Raw genomic sequence first — 17,758 nt, 5'->3', positions numbered from 1 at the left:
AGATGGATGGTAGACGTTGTATTTTTGGATTTTGAGTGGAAGCCTCTTTCTTTTTTGAAGAGAATAAAAGGAAGCAGGGAAGTTCGGATAATTTTCCTGATCGACGAGAAACTGCTTACTCTTTCTGTGGAGCTTGTGGCGGAGAAAGGGTGGCTTGGCAAACACGAAATCGACTCCTTCGTTGAGACACTGAAGAGACAGCTGGAAAGAAAAATAGAGACTGTCTCAGAGGAAATCAGGCGCGTGCTGGAAGAAAGAAAAATCCACTGCGAGATCGTGAAGAGGAAGGGAAACATGAAAGAAATTTTGCTCGAGATGGCCTCGAAAAGCAAAGGTAAGATCTACGTGTTTGTGAAAAGAAGAAATCCTCTCTGGAGGGTGGTAAAACCGATATTATCTGAGATTGCAAAGAAAAACAAAAATATCGAGGTTGTGGATTTGTGAGGAGGTGTTTTCTGTGATTGCACCGCACGGAGGAAAACTGGTGAACAGGATTGTAGAGGGCGAAGAGAAAAAGGACTGGGAAGCCAGGGCAAAAGAGATGAAGAAGATAACCGTGTCTTACTGGGATCTGTCGGAGCTGGAGAACATAGCAACAGGCTTGTTCAGTCCACTGGAAGGCTTCATGACGAAAGAAGATTATGACTCCGTTCTCGATGATATGAGACTCTCAAACGGGGTGGTCTGGACCATACCTATTGTGCTTTCAGTTTCAAAAGAACAGGCGGGAGAGATAAAGATAGGAGACTGGGTTGCGATCCATGGAGAAGATGGGAAGCTGTATGCTGTGATGCAGGTGGAGGACAAGTTTGAGAGGAGAAAGAGGGAAGAGGCGAAGAAAGTCTACAAAACAGAGGAAGATGCACACCCTGGTGTTGCGTTTTTATACTTCCAGGGTGATGTGTGTCTTGGGGGGAAGGTCTGGCTTGTCAGAAGGATAGAGCACAGGGATTTTCTCGAGTACAGATTCGATCCCAAAGACACAAGAAGGATCTTTCAGGAAAAGGGATGGAAAACAGTTGTGGCGTTTCAGACGAGAAATCCCATACACAGAGCACACGAGTACCTTCAGAAGGTGGCGCTGGAGATAGTGGACGGGCTCTTCATAAACCCCCTTGTTGGGAAGACCAAGAAGGGAGACATTCCGGCAGAGGTGAGAATGAAGACATACGAGGTGATCATAGAGAACTACTATCCGAAGGAAAGAGTTTTTCTGGGAGTTTTTCCTGTGAACATGAGGTACGCTGGTCCCAGAGAGGCAGTGTTTCATGCGATATGCAGGAAGAACTACGGCTGCACACACTTCATAGTGGGAAGGGATCATGCGGGTGTTGGGAATTACTATGGAACCTATGAAGCTCAGGAGATATTCGATCAGTTCAAACCAGAGGAGATAGGGATCGTTCCGTTGAAATTCGAGCACGCTTTTTACTGTAAGAAATGTGGTGGGATGGCCACAAAGAAAACATGCCCACACGGCGATGAGGACCACGTGTTCCTGAGTGGAACAAAGGTAAGAGAGATGCTCTCGAATGGTATCATGCCACCACCAGAGTTCACAAGACCGGAAGTAGCCAGGATCTTGATAGAGTATTACAGGGAAAGTGTGAAAGGTTGATAGTATACTAGAGGAATCATAAAGAGGAGAGGGTGAAGAGAATGAAAAAAGTAGCCATTATCGGTTTGGACTGTGCCGATCCGAAACTTGTCTTCGAGGAATTCTGGGAAGAACTACCGAACATAAGAAAACTTGCCAGAAGTTACGGCCCGCTGAGATCGACCATTCCTCCTATCACAGTCCCCGCCTGGATGAGCATGATGACATCCAGAGACCCAGGAGAGCTTGGAATATACGGATTCAGAAACAGAAAAAACTACGACTACGATTCTGTGACCTTCGCGAACTCCCGGATGGTCAGGTATCCAACCGTCTGGGATATCCTCGGAAACAGAGGTTGCAAAACGATCGTTCTAGGAGTGCCTCTGACCTATCCTCCAAAACCTATAAACGGATATATGGTAACGAGTTTTCTCACCCCAAGCACGGACGTGGATTACACTTACCCACCAGAGTTGAAGAAAGAGATAGAAGAGTGGGTGGGGAAGTACATGTTTGACGTGGAAAACTTCAGAACGGAAAACAAGCAACTTGTCATCGATCAGGTTTACGAGATGACCGACAAAAGATTTGAAGTGGCAAAACATCTTGTTACAGAAAAGGAATGGGATTTCTTCATGATGGTGGAGATGGGACCGGACAGGATGCATCACGCTCTCTGGGCACACCACGATCCCACACACTTCAAGCACGATCCAAACAGTCCTTTCAAGAACGCTATAAGAGACTACTACAAATATCTGGACGAGAAAATAGGAAAACTGGTTTCGTTGCTTCCGGATGACACTGTGGTAATCATCGTCTCAGACCATGGAATCCAGAAGATGGACGGGGGAATAGCGATAAACGACTGGCTCATCGAAAAGGGCTATCTTGTTCTCAAAGAAAAACCGGAAAAACCAACACGCATAGGAGAACTCATAAAGAAGGGAATGGTAGATTGGGAAAAAACCAGGGCGTGGGGTCTTGGGGGATACTATGGCAGGCTCTTCATAAACGTTGAAGGAAGGGAACCAAACGGCGTGGTGAAGAAGTCCGAGTACGAAAAGTTCAGAGACAGGCTAATAGAAGAACTGGAAGCCATAACGGACGAGCATGGAAACAATATAGGAACGAAGGTGTTCAAGCCGGAAGAAGTGTACAGGGGAGTGAACAACATCGCACCCGATTTGATCATATACTTTGGGAACCTGAAATGGCGTTCCATAGGAAGTGTTGGAAATGAGACGATCTGGCTCCACGAAAACGACACAGGACCAGACGACGCAAACCACGCGGAAGATGGTATTGTCATTTCAACGGATGGTACGGTGCCGAGGAGCATTTATGAGGTGAGAGATTTTGTGCTGAGTTTTTTCGAATGAGTGGAGGTAGATCTTCTTGGAAACAAAATACGAAAGATACCTGAAAGTCACCGTCAAACAGGCCGGAATGATTTTCTCCACGAGGGTGATAGGATATCTTCTTGGATTTGCCCTGCAGGTGATGTTCGCAAGGTTTCTTGGAGCAGATCTTTACGGTCTGTACGCTCTAGGATTGACCGTCACAAACGTCGGAGTTTTGTTCTCTGTGTTAGGAATGAGCTCAGGAGCAGTGAGATTTCTGGGAGAATACCTGGGAAAGCAAGAATTCGGTAAAGTAAAGGCACTCCTCAAGATCATCTTCAGCACGTCTGTACTCATCTCGATTGCGAGTTCTGTTTTGCTGGTTGTTTTCAGGAAACAACTGGCAAGTGTCTTCAATGAGCCAAGACTTGAAGGAATTCTTCTCTGGTTTTCCTTCGTTCTGGCTCTCTACACCATCATGAACGTATTGGTGGGGGTGTTTCAGGGTTTCAAGAAACCAGCTCTTTTTACTTTTTACAAAGAGGTTTTGGAAAGAATTTTAAGAATGGCTGTATTCGGAGTGCTGTACCTTCTTGGCCTCAAACTCACAGGAGCAGTTCTTGCAACCGTTGTCTCGACCGCTGTTGTTGTAGGATTTCTTCTTTTCAATCTCAGAAAGATTTTGAGACCAATTCAAGATGTTCAAAACGATTCCATCAACGCCAGAGAGTTTTTCTCTTATTCGTTGAGCATGCTTTTTGTGGGTTTCACTTATTTTTTGATGGGACAGGTGAATCAGTTGATACTTGGCATCTTCTCTGATTCCAGAAGTGTCGGACTCTACGCGGTCTCAAACACAGTGTCTCAGCTTCTTGTTTTCTTTTTGGGAAGTTTCAACATGATATTTGCCCCCATCATCTCTGAACTCTATCACACAAATCAGAGAGAGACTCTCTCGAACATGTACTCAAACCTCACAAGGTGGATTGTTTCTCTAACTGTTCCTCTGTTCTTATGGATAATAACCTTCCCGGAAGAAATTCTCAGTATATTCGGTAAGGATTATACGCAGGCAAAAAATGCTTTGATACTCCTTTCAGTTGGGCAACTTGTCAACGCAGCTGTTGGATCGAACGGCTTACTTTTGTCCATGACGAAGTACCAAAAGTACGAGATGTTGAACGGTATCCTAGTGGCTTCACTGAACATTGTCCTGAACATCCTGCTTGTTCCAAGGTATGGTGTGCTTGGATCTGCCGTTGGGGGTTCACTCGCAATCGCTACTGTGAATATAATAAAGATGATAGAAGTGTACCTGGCTTTGAGGATGTTTCCTTACAACTTGAGGTACATAAAGCCCATCGTATCGGGAGCAGCCGTCTGGATCGTTTTGATGCTCTTGAAACAGTTTTCACAAGGTATCACTTTGCTTTTACTGGGACTGGTTAGTAGTTTTGCTGTGATGTTTCTTGGGCTTGTTCTTCTTGGGCTTTTCGAGGAGGACAAGGTGATATTGAAAAGTGTTCTGGGGAGGGTTAAAAGGTGAGTGAAAAACTCAACGTGTTTATAATAATCACAGACTGCCTGAGATACGATGCTTTTCAGGGTATGAAAATAAAAAAATATGCGGAAAAGTCTGGTTTAGTTTTGGAGAATGTCTTCTCTGCTGCCCCAAGCACTTTCTTTGCAGTACCATCTATTCTGACAGGAACCTTACCGTTCCAGGTGATAAAAGATGCGAAAATCAGCAAGGAAGCATATACTTATCTTCCCTTTGTTGCTCATAAACATGGCTATCAATCTATTTTCATAACAGCAAATGTGGTAACGTCCAGAGCCTATGGTTATTATATTAAAGAGGGAATCTTCGAAGACTTTTTAAACACACGAAAGTTACCACCAACTGATTTTGGTTATCAAAAGCCAGAAAATGCTATAAAGAAGGCAATAAAAACTATCCTTAGAAAAAATGACCATCTTTTCTATTCAACTAAGAAAATCTATAATAAAATCAAATTTCTACTAACTCAAGGCCCTAAAAATCAAAACACCCTTTTTGAAAATAAAATAAGATCAGACATGATAATAGACTACTTGTCTCAATTGCAACTATCATCCACAAAGCCTGCATTTGGTTTTATCCACTTGATGGATACACATGCTCCATATGGATCACCGAAACTTTCCCCTAGGGAGTTAAAAAATGCTTCAAAACTGGTAAGAAAATTATATACCTCTCCTGATATTTTAAAAGAAAAAGAAATAGAACTTCTTAAGTACTTCTACCAAACAGAGGTTGAGTATCTAGATAGCTCACTAGGAGATCTTTTAGATCTCATAGACAGGAAATTCAATCTCGACAAAACGCTAGTGATAGTACTTTCCGACCACGGAGAAGCATTTGGGGAAAAGGGAGTTCTTACTCACCCAGGTGATGGGTTAATAGAAGAGGTTCTTAGGATTCCTCTGTTTATGGTCGGTAAAATAGATGACATAAGAATCACAGGAGAGGGTGTTCTACCCAGCTGGAAAATCCACGAGTTAGTGTTGAAGGTTTTTCTCGGGCAAGAAGTACCACAAATTGGTTATCAGGATGAAGCAATAGCAATAGGATATAGAAAGGAAAGTGGTAAATACAAAATAGTCAGGTTTGCCGAAATAAACCATGAAAAAATAGTACTATCAGAAGACTTGAATTATCTTAATGAGATATTGGTAAGGCTCAGGAGAAAATACATTGTGAATAAGATGAAAATCTTCAAGCAATGATTTTTCCAGAGGTGTTGCAGGGTATTGCTATATTTTTTTTGATGATCCTACGAATTCAACCTATCCTTTATAGCCCTTTTTCAAATTTTCAAAATATTAATCACCCTCTTTGCAAATTTCTCTTCGAAGTTTTCTCTCTCTTCCACCACGTATTCATCAAAACCTATCGCTTCTGGAATTCCACCGTTGCTGCTTCCTATCACGTATATTCTACAGGTCCGAGTTTCTAAAGCCATACATAGCTAGCTCTTGTTCCTATTTGGAAATATCATCCGTTGAAACATAAATATTTTTTAAACAAAAAATCATAGAAGGGTAACAAGTAACAACTTTAGAATTTTTTTACAATTAGGGAAATGTTTTTGTTATCGAAACATCTACCATTTATAAGATATTTTTATAACTTTTTATTAACCACTCTGCGGTTTTTTCTGAAAGTTTTCTGGCAGAGGACTCGCTGTTCAGCCTCTCATGATAAAACCTTATTCCCCTTCTTATCATATTAGGTTTTCTCCAAAAATATTTTAGCAATCTTAAGTACATATTCCTAACAATAGTTTTTCTGTACTTTTCTGGAAACAGCAAAGAATTGACAATAGCTTTGTTAACTATATTGTTTAATATAATTCCATCTTTAGAAAGACGCGTGTTGGCACTTGGGAAATGCAAGACCACAAGCTCAGGGGCAAAAAGAATTGACATGCCCAGATCGTATATCAAATAGGAAAGATAGTATTCTTCGAAACCATAAAAGAGAGACGAAGGGTATAATGGTAATTTTTTTGTCCTAAACAGGGAATTTCGAATGAAATGTCCTGCCCCAATAAAAGAGAGAACATAATTTCTCTCTTTGTCAAGAAATGGTGATAGTTGCAAAGTTAGTGTTCTCATGTTTATAACATTGCAAGCTATGGCTGCAACATCATCTTTGGACTCAAATATCTCTCTTGCCTTTATTAGGATCTTACTATCAGGCACCACTGCATCATCATCTATAAAAAACAAAAAATTTCCGGATGAATTAACAATACCGACATTTCTACCACCAGCTACGCCCAAATTTCTCTCTACTTCTATAATTCTTACATTATTGATTCCAAATTGTTTAATGGTAGATATTAATTCTCTTTTGGATTCAATAGTCGAGCCATTGTCCACTATTATTAGTTCCCATGACACTCCTTCGAATTTTTTAATACTTTGAAAAGCTCTTTTGATCTCCTCATTTCTATTTCTAGTTACAATGATTATCGAAAAATCAAAAGAATTCTTGTTGAAAGTATTATTCTGCCATATATTCATCAAATTCACCTCCAGTGAATTCTGCTAATTCAGAAAATATGAGGTTTTATTTAACATACTATATTGAGATTTGATTAAATTTTAATTCTCTCCTAGATTTAAGTTAAATACTAGATATGAAGGCCTAAAAGCTTTAAATGAAAACTAACCTTTACATCAGGAAATGTTTTTTGCAAAATAACACATGATCGAATTATGATAAGGTTGCAATATTTACTTTATCATTTTGAACATAGATTGAAGGATTTTCTATTATAGTTAGCGGCTGAAATATCATGAATCCCGAAAAGTTCTATTAAAAACAAGAAAAACCACACAATTCTTTCCGAAAACAACCTTAGTGTTAAGGAAAAAAACTATAAAAACTAATATTATTGATAATGAGATTTTGAACTCAGTAGGATTTCGTATTACCCTTAAGTAGTCACAAATCCTAATGAAATAGAGGATAAAAAATATCGTTCCTACAATACCTACTTGATTCATCAAATCGATGAAGAAATTGTGACTAAACATGTATCTTCCTAGTTGTGGAATAAAATAAATTTCATTATACAATTTACCAAACAATAATTCAAGTAAATCTCTTTTAAAGATATTTTGCAGATAAATTTGAAAAATGACAGAACGATAAGATGTGATAGTAGATAGGGGAACCTTTTGATTAATTGCTGTTATTAGGAATCCTATTCTAGTATTATGAAGAAAGCCAGCCAGCCATTCCCAAGACAGTATGATCGAAAAGAGGAGCAATGTTATAACACTAAAAGTTAGGAATAATTTGCTAATAGTCGATTTTCTCCAAGAGAAAAAAAAGTATAATCCTAGAACAATACTTATTGATAAGTACCCAGTCATACTTTGCGCTACAATTATTAAGAATAGTATTATGAATAACAGTGCTTTTTTAATTATATTAGATCCCTCTTCATATAATAGTACGACAAAAAATAGAGTGAGGTAGAAAGAATAATAATTTGGTTCGTAAGTTCCAGCTAATTGAAATGTTATGTTTGATCCTATCCATCTTGTATTGAGTTTTCCAGTTATGAGTTGAAAAAAACCGAAGGTTATCAAACTTACTCCCATGAATTTCTTAATATACTGTAAAATCACTTTCCCTGAGTATGTCATTATTATAAAATTCATGAATATGATAGACACAACATAACTCAAACCTTCAAATCTTTCATATGCAATCACATCTTTTATTCCCATTAGGATCAGAAATAGAAGTAAGAAGTGTCTCATACCGAAATTTAGTGTTTTCGTTTTTCTCTTCATGAGTTCAATGGTGAATAAAATCGGAAATAAGTAAAAAGCAGGAGATCTGCCGAAGATAGAAACGTGCATTAGTGGAAGTGTAAAAAGGACAATTGAAAGAGGAGACGTAAAATTGAGAAAACACAGTGGGGTTGGTATCAGTAAAACTACCAATGATATAAGATCACTGTGTATATAGTATAGATTTATGTAAAGCACTACCGAAACAGCGAGTAAAATCCCAAGAGTTATCAGTTCTTTATATGCGGTGCGTTTTGACCTCAACTTAAAAACTTCATTGTTATGCTGAATTTCTTCAATCATTAATTTTACCTCCAAACACTAATTTTAAGCTGTTATCTAAAGCAAAATCTTATCAATTTATCCCAATAAATTCCTTCATTGTACACTGTTACTATCGCCAAAATAGTCATAACAAAACAAACGTGATAATTAAAGAGAGAAATCTCTGTAGTGTGTGAAGAGATTGTTTTTAGATTGACGTAATATCCTTTTCAATCCCTATTAAACAAATCTCTAGTGTAAACCTTCTCTTTCACATCATTTAATTCGGCTGACATTCTGTTGGCCAGGATTAGATCGCACATTTGTTTGAATTCTTCTAAGTTGTTGACCACAGGAATTTCTTTGAAAGTCTTTTCCTTTATTAGTGGTTCATAAATGATAATTCTAAATTGGCCATACTCTTTCAAAAGATCCAGTATATCGAGAATAGAGGAATTTCTAAAGTTGTCGGAATCTTTTTTCATGGTAAGCCGATAAATACCCACATTTTTTGGTTTCTTTTTTATAACCATATCGGCTATATGACGTTTCCTGGTTTGATTCGACCTTACAATAGCAGTTATAATTTCATGAGGTATTCCATTAAATTGCGCTGCAAGTTGATTTGTATCTTTTGGTAAGCAGTATCCTCCGTAGCCAAAAGAGGGATTGTTGTAGTGGTTTCCTATTCTTGGATCCAAACAAACTCCCTCTACGATTTCTCTGGTGTTCAATCCTTTGAGTTCAGCGAAGGTGTCCAATTCATTGAAAAAAGCCACTCTCATTGCCAGATAAGCGTTTGAAAAAAGTTTTATAGCTTCGGCCTCCGATGAACCTGTAAGAAGGACAGGAACGTCTTTTTTTATGGTTCCTTGAAGCAGAAGCTCTGCGAATTTTCTTGCCCTTTCTGATTTTTCTCCCACCACTATCCTGGAAGGATATAAATTGTCATGAAGTGCTTTTCCTTCTCTAAGAAATTCTGGTGAGAACACTATCCTGTCTGTGTTAAACCGCTTTTTCATGTTCTCTGTAAATCCAACGGGAACTGTTGATTTTATGACAATGAGGGCTTTATCATTGTACTTGAGTGCATCCTCCAGAACCTGTTCCACAGAACTTGTATCAAAGCCATTTTTGTTGTGATCGTAATCGGTCGGAGTGGCAATGATTATGTAGTCGGCATTACTGTAGGCTTTTTCTTTGTCCAGAGTAGCTTCTAGATGTAAAGTTTTGTTTTTCAAAAAATAATCGATGTCAGGATCTTTTACGGGAGATACTCTTTCATTTATCATTTTCACTTTCTGGGGGTTTATATCTAAAACCGTTACCTCATTGTGCTGAGCCAAGAGTATTGCCAGCGATAATCCGACATACCCTGCTCCAACTACTGTTATTTTTGGCATATACTATCCCTCCTAATTAATGGATTTTCTCAAAATACTGATATTGAAAGTCCAGGTATTTCTCATTCATAAACTTATTGTGAATCGCTTTGGGTTGCTGGTCATAGTAGTATTCTATACTTTCCTTTGCAATGTTTTCATATGAGAGTATTTTCATAATTTCTTTTGCTTTTTCTCTAAATTTCTGAAGAATTTCTTCGTTGTTAGCAATGATACTCATTTTCTCATATAGTTCCTTGATTGAATTACTGTAAAGATAAAATCCATTTCCGTCTATGAAATGGGCAGTTGTTCCATAATATCTCAAAATCAAAGGTGTACAGGTTGCTACAGCATCTTCTATTAATGTTGTGTGTTGCGAATTCCAAACAGCAACATCCGATAATTTTAATATTTCCAATGTTTTATACCTATTAGCCCATCCCATAAATTTTACATTTGGTAACTTTTTCATTTTCTCTTCAAATTCCTTATCCTGTACCCTACCAAAGACTAGTAATTGGGTCGAATGGTTTTCTAACAGGGAAAAGGCATCGAGTATTCTAGACATCTGCTTTTCTGGAGTAATTTTACCTCCTGTGACGAAAATCAACTTTTCAGTAGAGATGTCATATTTTCTTCTTATATCATCTCTGTTTTCTTTGGGAACATTTAAAACGTCGGCTCCTATTGGAAGCAATCTAACCTTTTTTTCAGGAATACCTAAAAACTTCACTGGAAACAAACATCGAAGCGGTGTAACTCCAAAAACAATATCAACATAATTAACAGCATATTTCAGAAGATATCTCCATGTTATTTCATAATAAACTTTCAACCACAATTTGTTTCTTCCAGAAATAACTAAGTCAGCATGATTATCGGCCACCAAGAAAGTTGAAGGATATCTTTTCTTGTATTTGGCGCATTCTATTAGTGATGGACACGTTAATCCATGATGGAATATATAATCTGGTTTTTCCCGCTCTAACATCTCATAAAGACCATTAAATACAACAAATCTGCCCTTGAATTCCCATTTTATAGGTAACCTTATTAATCGAACACCAGTTTCTTCAACATATTCCTTCACACCTATAATTCTTGCCTTATTATTCACAAAGGCAGACATTCGATCAGAGGTTATATGGACAACTTCGTGCCCTAGAAGTTTTTGGTAATATGGAAGTAGATTTTCCTGATATCCATATCCATCGTTATAGTATTGAGATATGTGGACTATTTTCATGCAATCACTCCTCATGCTAGTACTTTTTGAAAACCTTCCCTTTTTAAACTCCTTAAGATACTCATTTACAAAAGTCGCAGTTGGGATTTCTATAATTATCTTGTAGCCGTTTTCTTTTAAGGTTTTTATTAGCATTAGTAAGTATATATCATACACTGTACAAGATCTTAAATAAATAACCCGCTTTCCGGTATTTTTGTTAATAATTTTATTAAGAACAGACATAATCTTTCATATGATAAAGTACTTTATCAATGAGATTTCTTAATTTAAAGAGAGTTTCCTTTGCATGATTATGGTTACTTAAGACCTCAAGGTACACCGTTCCGGCTTTGTTGGCAATCAAAAGAATTGCCTTATCAAACAACAGAAAAATTTTTATTTGCGAATAAATTTTCTTTTTGATGCCCATGGATTTTTCCAAATCTTCAATGGTGGAAATATATACCATTGAAATCCCTCCTTGATTTTTTGTGACTTAGAATGGGAGTGTAGTTATCAGCGTGCTATATAGTCATATAATATCGCTCTCATAATCTTTTTAATTGTTAAAGGAACTACGTACATCCCCAATATTCTCCCCACATAATAAGCGAAACTACTCATCAAATCTCCTCTCAATACATATATAAGGTAGAATGCTGTAAATATTGATAAAGTTCTAAGATACCCTTCTGTATTCTGCAAAGTGTCTAGATATCGCGAAACTACTCCGAGGAATATTGCAAACATTATTACACCTATTAATCCAAAATTTATCAAACCTTCAGCTGGGAGGGGAAACGAAAGATTGGTAAACCACATGGCATATTGCTTCATAAGAAGTTTCTCAGCTACTAGGTGTCCACTTCCAACAGGTTTGTTTGTCCATTGCGATCTCGGAATCCAGAATAATAGAACTCCCAGGATTTGTCTTCCATAAGTTATCTCGTATTTTCTGATGTAATCTATTCCTGCCATCAGCATGGACCAAGCATCAAAATCTAATCCCTGAAGTTCTTTGTATATGTTGTAACTTTCCATTCTCAAAAACGCTTTTGAAAATGAGCCAATTGTAAGACTGCTATGGGTAAAAGACTTGGTTAAAGGGAACAAAACTGTGAGGACTATTACGATAATGAAAAATGAATGAAGCAACCACTTTTTGCTTCTGAGCCATAAAAATAATACAGAGAGATATATAGGTCCAATGAGATTTCTCTTTCCAGTGATAGGATTCGCGAATAGTAGTAACATGAATATAGAAATGATCAGTAACATATTGTATTTAATTGCACCTAGTTTTCTCGCAAAGTACGATTTATATGTTGACAAATAAAATATAGGAAAGGTTGGAATTGAAAATAGAAAATTTCTGACAATAAGAGACAAAGACTGTTTCTCTATTAACCATTCGCGATTTACAAATAACTTTATCACCATTGGCAAAAGTAAAAAAGATATAAGTATAGATATGAGAAAGATTGCTTTGAGAAAAATCGTAGAAGGTTCTATATTCAAATGATGAGAACTAAAAGGAACTATTCTATAATCTTTCAATAAAAATCTAGTAAAACAGTATGCGAAAATAAAAAGTGTGATCACTAGATTTGTGAGGATAATCAACTCATCATCGAAAGGCATGGTGTTAGGGAATCTTCTATTAGTCAATTGAATATACGGAGCAAGCCAGAAAAACGAATAGAAAAATCCTAATATCGTGGCATTGGATATTGAATATGGTGAGTTTTTAAAATGAACAAAAACAAATACAGTGATTAGCAATAGATTTAAAATTGAAGAAAGCAGAACAGGAAAGTTATCGACGGGTACGAAAAGGATTACCAAAATATTAATTAACACAAATAGAATGAAACTTATGAACGGGAAAGAAGCTGATGTTCTTCTTAATATTAAAGAATTTGTATCATTCTGATAACCCTGAATAAGCGTTGAAGATCTCAAAACTCTTCCCTCCATATCCATTTTCAGGATATTCTTAAGGAGAGCAACTACAAGTTAACAAGATTTTTAATTGCTAAATGTCCTGCGGTTTTTGGCCATTAAGTTATAAAGCTCTATATAATCGTCTATCATATCTTTTACATCTCTTATCATGGTTTTGTTTTTGGGATATCCTGATCTTCTCACATTGTCAATGGCTTCTCTTATTTTCTCGGATGTTTTATCATTTATAACAGTCCCTGTTCTCACTATAGTTTCAGGTGCTCCACCGCTGGCAAAGGTTATAACATATGTCCCACAAGCCTGTGCTTCCAAATTGACTGTTGGGTAGTTGTCTTCAAAAGTTGGATTGACAAACACATCTGCTGCTGTGTATATTTCTGCGAGTTCTTTTACAGAATTCGTCCGCTGAATACCAATGATACCCTTTGGAAGTTCTTTTATCTGCTTTTTGGTCAAACCAACAAGGACTATTACCTCATCGTCTCGGAGCATATTTGCTAGTTCGAAAAAGTATTTCAACCCTTTCCTTTCTTCCCATTTATTTGCAACTCCAAGAATTATAAATTTGCCTTCGATATTATATTTTTTCCTAAAATCTCCTTGAGTGGGTTTGAAAACCTCAGTATCTATCCCATTTGGTATAACTTCAACAGGATACTCTTTCAAAAAAGATTGTTTGACAAGATCTGCAAGCCACTTAGACGGAGTTACTAAAATCGTATTTCTTATTCCTGTGAATAATCTTTTCTTATCTTGCCAGTTTTTTCTCGACCTATCTAATATCCAGCTCGCAGGATATCGTCTCTTTTGTGGGCAATGATAACAACCCGTTTTCCACCTATCACACCCAACAAAATCAAAATACGTACAGTGCCCAGTAAACGCCCAGCAATCATGAAGTGTCCACACAACAGGCTTTTGTTTTTCTTTCAAGTACTTAAAAAGCAATTCGATATTGATGTAATAGCCATGTATATTATGCAGGTGTATTATATCCGGGTCTATTTCTTCAACTCTTCTTAAGAATCTGGCAGTGGCTTTTTTTGATCCAAAACCATGAAGATCAAACAGTCGGGTTTTTAAAACATGCATATAAACATCAAAATCCGTACCTATTCTTATTGCTTCCAAGCAGCCAACGGAGGATCCCCGCCCATAAGCGACATAACTCTCATGTCCATTTTCTAAAAGGGCTCTATGTATATCCGAAACTATTCTGCCAGTGCTTCCCCTTCCGCAGACAGAGTTTATTTGAAGGATTTTCATCTTTTTCCCCCTATTCATTCTAAAAATATCCAACTCTCAAAATCCTATTTTCTCTTTCATCCCACAAGTCTCTTCAAATAACCCTAGTATATCTGAATCACCTGCTTTGAAGTGCTTACTCTCAACGAATAAAGAGTGGTTTATCTTTTGGCAGATCTTCTCCAACAATACTCGCCAGCGAGATGCTGTAAAGTTCTTCAAACGAGACAGGTGCTTTACCCTTCAAGCAGCTCTCCACAAACAGTTCCATTTCCGCTTTGTGTCCTCTATCGACACCCAGGGTTTTGAACTTTTTGACTTTGGTACCACCAACAAACATGGATTTCACGAAATTATCTATTTGTCCATTCGTACCGTTTCCAGAGATTTCAACGAGTTCCCTTGGAAACCGCTTGTGCCCGTTGGCATAGTACACAATGGTTCCTACAGAGCCTTTATCGAGTTTCAAGGTGATCACCACGTTGTCATTTTTGAAATAACCATTTTTTTCATCTATAGTTTCTACGGATATGGATACCGGTATTTCTCCTGTTAGGTATTGAATGAGATCTATGAAATGACACGCTTCCCCAACTATCCTTCCGCCTCCTCTTTTCGGGTCGAGAACCCACGATGACTTTTCAATGTATCCAGCGTTCACTCTGCACAAAACAACAAACGGACCATCTGCACCTTCAAAATGCTTTTTTATAAATCTTGCGTGGGGGGAAAAACGTCTATTGAAACCCACCATGATGACTCTGTCAGGATGCTTTTCGTATGCTTTTCTTATCTTTTCAAGCTGTTCAACGGTCAATGCTAATGGTTTTTCCACGAACACATGCTTTCCTGCTTCCAGTGCTTCGACGACAAATTTTGCATGTGAATTGTGCTGGGTCAAAATCATAACGGCATCGACTTCATCATCTTCAAGGATTTTACTGTAATCACTGGTGGCATATTCAAAACCGTATTTCTTTGCTGCGTGGTACGAGGTTGTCCCTGATGTGGTAGCAACGTATTTCAGCCTTGCCTTTCCTTTCTTCTGCAATTTTTTAAGTATGGGGAATAGAGTTGTTTTGGCAAAAAGCCCCGCACCTATTATGCCTAAGATTAAGTACTCATTTTTTCTCCCTGATTTTTTGGATTCAACGGTTTTTGCTTTTTCAACTGTTACAACCGTTCTTTTATCTTCATAGTCTCCATATTCAAAGACCGTTCCTATCACTTTCAGTTCATTTCTAATCAATTTGTTGTATACCTCTTCTGCCTCCTCAATTTTAAATCTGTGGGTGACGATTTTTTCCAGATCAATTTTCTTTTCTTTGATGAGTTCCAGTATTTCTTCCATGTTCTTTTTCACTGTCCATTTGGCATAACCTACAGGGTATTCGAAACCCTTCAACTCGTAGTTTTCGTCAAACATACCTGCTCCCGCGCCTCTTGAAACAACGAGTTCCAGTTCTTTTTCAAAAAAGTCTTTGCGCGGAATCTCAAGTTCCAGCATCCCTGTTGCAACGATCTTTGCTTTATCTCTTGCCATGTTTGCGGCGTTGTAAAGCACATCAGATCCTCCAGAAGCAACGAAGATGATTACAGAATCAACTCCTTGTCCATCTGAGATGTTTTTCGATTTTTCAAACATGTCGGCGTTATCGTGTCCATTTGCCACAAAATCACATCCCAGATCTTTTGCCAATTTTAATTTTTCTTCGTCAATATCGATTCCCAGCACTTTACATCCCATGGCTTTCAGGATTTGAACGGCTATTAATCCAAGCAGTCCAAGGCCGTAGACAGCAACGGAATCTCCCAGAGTAACGTTACTGAGCCTGATAGCATGCAACGAGATAGAGGCAATGCCGGCAAACGAAGCACTCAAAGGTGATACTTCATCAGGCACACGAACGGCAAGGTTCTTGGGGATCCACACGTAATCTGCATGTGAAGCATATCCGCTTCCAAAACAAGCAACAATATCTCCTGTTTTGAACTCTTTAACATCATCTGCGACTTCTTCAACTACACCGCAGCACGAGTATCCCAGAGGTATAGGATCATCAAGTCTGTTGACTACCTGTCTGTATGTCTCTATGAAACCTTCTGTCTTGAGTTTATCCAAAACTTTCTTCACGAGATCAGGCCTATCTTTGGCCTTTCTCAAAAGACTGCTTTTTCCTGTTTTGATCATCAGTTTCTCTGTTCCCACACTGATGGCAGAGTAGAGATTTTTAACGATCATTCCACCAGATTTGAGCCTTGGCTTTGGCACATCTGCTAATTCAACATTTCCTGTACGGTAGTTCATTATCACCTGTCTCATCTCAAAACACCCTCTCACTTATCTCACTGCTGATGATATTCCAGGACCAAACTCTGCGCTCTGAATAATTTTCTCCCAGTTTTGCTTAAACCACTCGACTGTCTCAGCAAGCCTTCCGTCGAAATCTGGATCAGGATTAAAACCAAGGACTTTCTTTGCTTTTTCGTTGGATGCGAGCATTCTTGGCTTGGTATCCCATTTTCTTCGTGGTTTGAAAACAATACCAGCGGTATTTCCGGTGAGTTCGTTCACTTTCTCAGCGAGATACTTTATCTTCACTTCCCTTCCGGCTGCGAGATTGAAAGCCTCACCTATGGCTTCTTTGTAATATCCCATCCTCAACAATCCGTCGACAATATCCCCTACGTAAGTGAAATCCCTCGTCTCTTCACCTGTACCTGTGATGGGTAAAGGTTTACCAAGCATTGCCCAGTATATGAAGTTTGGGATAACGTTCCTGTACTGTCCAGGAACTTCGCCGGGCCCAAAGGAGTTGAAGAAGCGTGCTTTTGTAATGGGAATGTCGTACATTTTGTAGAAGTAATTACAGTAAAGTTCCCCCAGAGCCTTCGTAATCTGATAAGGCGTGCTCATCCAGGAAGATATGGGCAGATCTTCCTTGAAAGGCATGGGAGCATCGCTAGGATAAATGGAACACCCTGAAGATGCATAGACGAACCTTTCAACTTTCCCATATATTCTGGTGTATTCCAGAAGTTTCAAAGTGCCAAAACCATTTACCCAGAGATCCTTTTCAGGATAATCAACGGAATTCTGATTGGCAAAAAATGCCGCAAGGTGAAATATTATCTCCGGTTCCTCATTGAACACTCTCTTTAAGTCGACATCGTTTGTTATATCACCCTCTATGAACAGCAGATTCGGGGCATCTTGAGGAAGAAGCCAGGTATATCCGGAACTCAGGTTATCTATAACTACCACAAAAGCTCCTAAATCTAACAGTCTTCTAACCAGATTCGATCCAACCGCTCCAGCACCACCTGTCACTAAAACACGTTTTCCCTTGTAATAGAGCTTATAATCCTCCAT

At 38.3% G+C, this 17,758-nt stretch carries 13 protein-coding genes; 5 read left to right on the top strand and 8 right to left on the bottom strand.

Translation table 11 applies throughout. The annotated features are described in order from the left end of the window. Positions 1 to 6 precede the first annotated feature (6 nt). Genes TRQ7_RS01610 through TRQ7_RS01590 form a run of 5 tightly spaced genes read left to right on the top strand, consistent with a single transcriptional unit; the run spans position 7 to position 5,712 of the window. Entirely contained in the window at positions 7 to 444 is a 438-nt protein-coding gene (locus TRQ7_RS01610; RefSeq protein ID WP_041843855.1) for a hypothetical protein, read from the top strand. A gap of 13 nt (positions 445 to 457) precedes the next feature. Continuing rightward, entirely contained in the window at positions 458 to 1,618 is a 1,161-nt protein-coding gene (gene sat / locus TRQ7_RS01605; RefSeq protein ID WP_041843854.1) for a sulfate adenylyltransferase, read from the top strand. A 41-nt stretch (positions 1,619 to 1,659) separates the two neighbouring features. After that, positions 1,660 to 2,982, top strand: coding sequence for an alkaline phosphatase family protein (locus TRQ7_RS01600; protein ID WP_041843853.1), 1,323 nt, complete (start codon positions 1,660 to 1,662; stop codon positions 2,980 to 2,982). A gap of 16 nt (positions 2,983 to 2,998) precedes the next feature. Next, on the top strand, positions 2,999 to 4,489 hold the full coding sequence (locus tag TRQ7_RS01595; protein ID WP_041843852.1) for a flippase: 1,491 nt from the start codon (positions 2,999 to 3,001) through the stop codon (positions 4,487 to 4,489). Beyond that, complete coding sequence (locus TRQ7_RS01590) at positions 4,486 to 5,712, top strand: sulfatase-like hydrolase/transferase (protein WP_041843851.1); 1,227 nt, start codon at positions 4,486 to 4,488, stop codon at positions 5,710 to 5,712. Before TRQ7_RS01595 ends, TRQ7_RS01590 begins: the two co-directional genes overlap by 4 nt. Positions 5,713 to 5,792: 80 nt before the next feature. On the opposite strand, the gene TRQ7_RS09600 is transcribed toward TRQ7_RS01590, so the two are convergent. The 8 genes from TRQ7_RS09600 to TRQ7_RS01545 form a co-directional block, all read right to left on the bottom strand. Next, a complete protein-coding gene (locus TRQ7_RS09600) occupies positions 5,793 to 5,915 on the bottom strand; it encodes a hypothetical protein (protein WP_343327290.1) in 123 nt (40 codons plus the stop codon). Positions 5,916 to 6,096: 181 nt separating this feature from the next. Further along, a complete protein-coding gene (locus TRQ7_RS01585) occupies positions 6,097 to 7,014 on the bottom strand; it encodes a glycosyltransferase (protein WP_041843850.1) in 918 nt (305 codons plus the stop codon). 1,778 nt (positions 7,015 to 8,792) lie between these two features. Then, a complete protein-coding gene (locus TRQ7_RS01575; RefSeq protein WP_041843848.1) occupies positions 8,793 to 9,965 on the bottom strand; it encodes a nucleotide sugar dehydrogenase in 1,173 nt (390 codons plus the stop codon). A gap of 16 nt (positions 9,966 to 9,981) precedes the next feature. After that, positions 9,982 to 11,418 carry a glycosyltransferase gene (locus tag TRQ7_RS01570; protein ID WP_083941388.1) on the bottom strand — a complete coding sequence of 479 codons (1,437 nt, stop codon included), beginning with the start codon at positions 11,416 to 11,418 and terminating at the stop codon, positions 9,982 to 9,984. A gap of 273 nt (positions 11,419 to 11,691) precedes the next feature. After that, the gene (locus tag TRQ7_RS01560) at positions 11,692 to 13,152 is read right to left on the bottom strand and encodes an O-antigen polymerase (protein WP_168098971.1); all 1,461 of its coding nucleotides are present in this window, start codon (positions 13,150 to 13,152) and stop codon (positions 11,692 to 11,694) included. Between the two features lie 51 nt (positions 13,153 to 13,203). Continuing rightward, positions 13,204 to 14,406: a glycosyltransferase gene (locus tag TRQ7_RS01555; RefSeq protein WP_041843844.1), complete on the bottom strand. Its 1,203-nt coding sequence runs from the start codon at positions 14,404 to 14,406 to the stop codon at positions 13,204 to 13,206. Between the two features lie 121 nt (positions 14,407 to 14,527). After that, positions 14,528 to 16,708 (bottom strand): bi-domain-containing oxidoreductase, encoded by a 2,181-nt coding sequence (locus TRQ7_RS01550; protein WP_041843843.1) that lies wholly within the window; start codon positions 16,706 to 16,708, stop codon positions 14,528 to 14,530. A gap of 18 nt (positions 16,709 to 16,726) precedes the next feature. After that, positions 16,727 to 17,758 (bottom strand): SDR family oxidoreductase, encoded by a 1,032-nt coding sequence (locus TRQ7_RS01545; RefSeq protein WP_041843842.1) that lies wholly within the window; start codon positions 17,756 to 17,758, stop codon positions 16,727 to 16,729.

This window comes from Thermotoga sp. RQ7 (assembly GCF_000832145.1).
GTDB lineage: Bacteria > Thermotogota > Thermotogae > Thermotogales > Thermotogaceae > Thermotoga > Thermotoga neapolitana.
The sequence above is the reverse complement of the archived record's forward strand: the minus strand, read 5'-3'. Positions and strand labels throughout refer to the sequence as shown.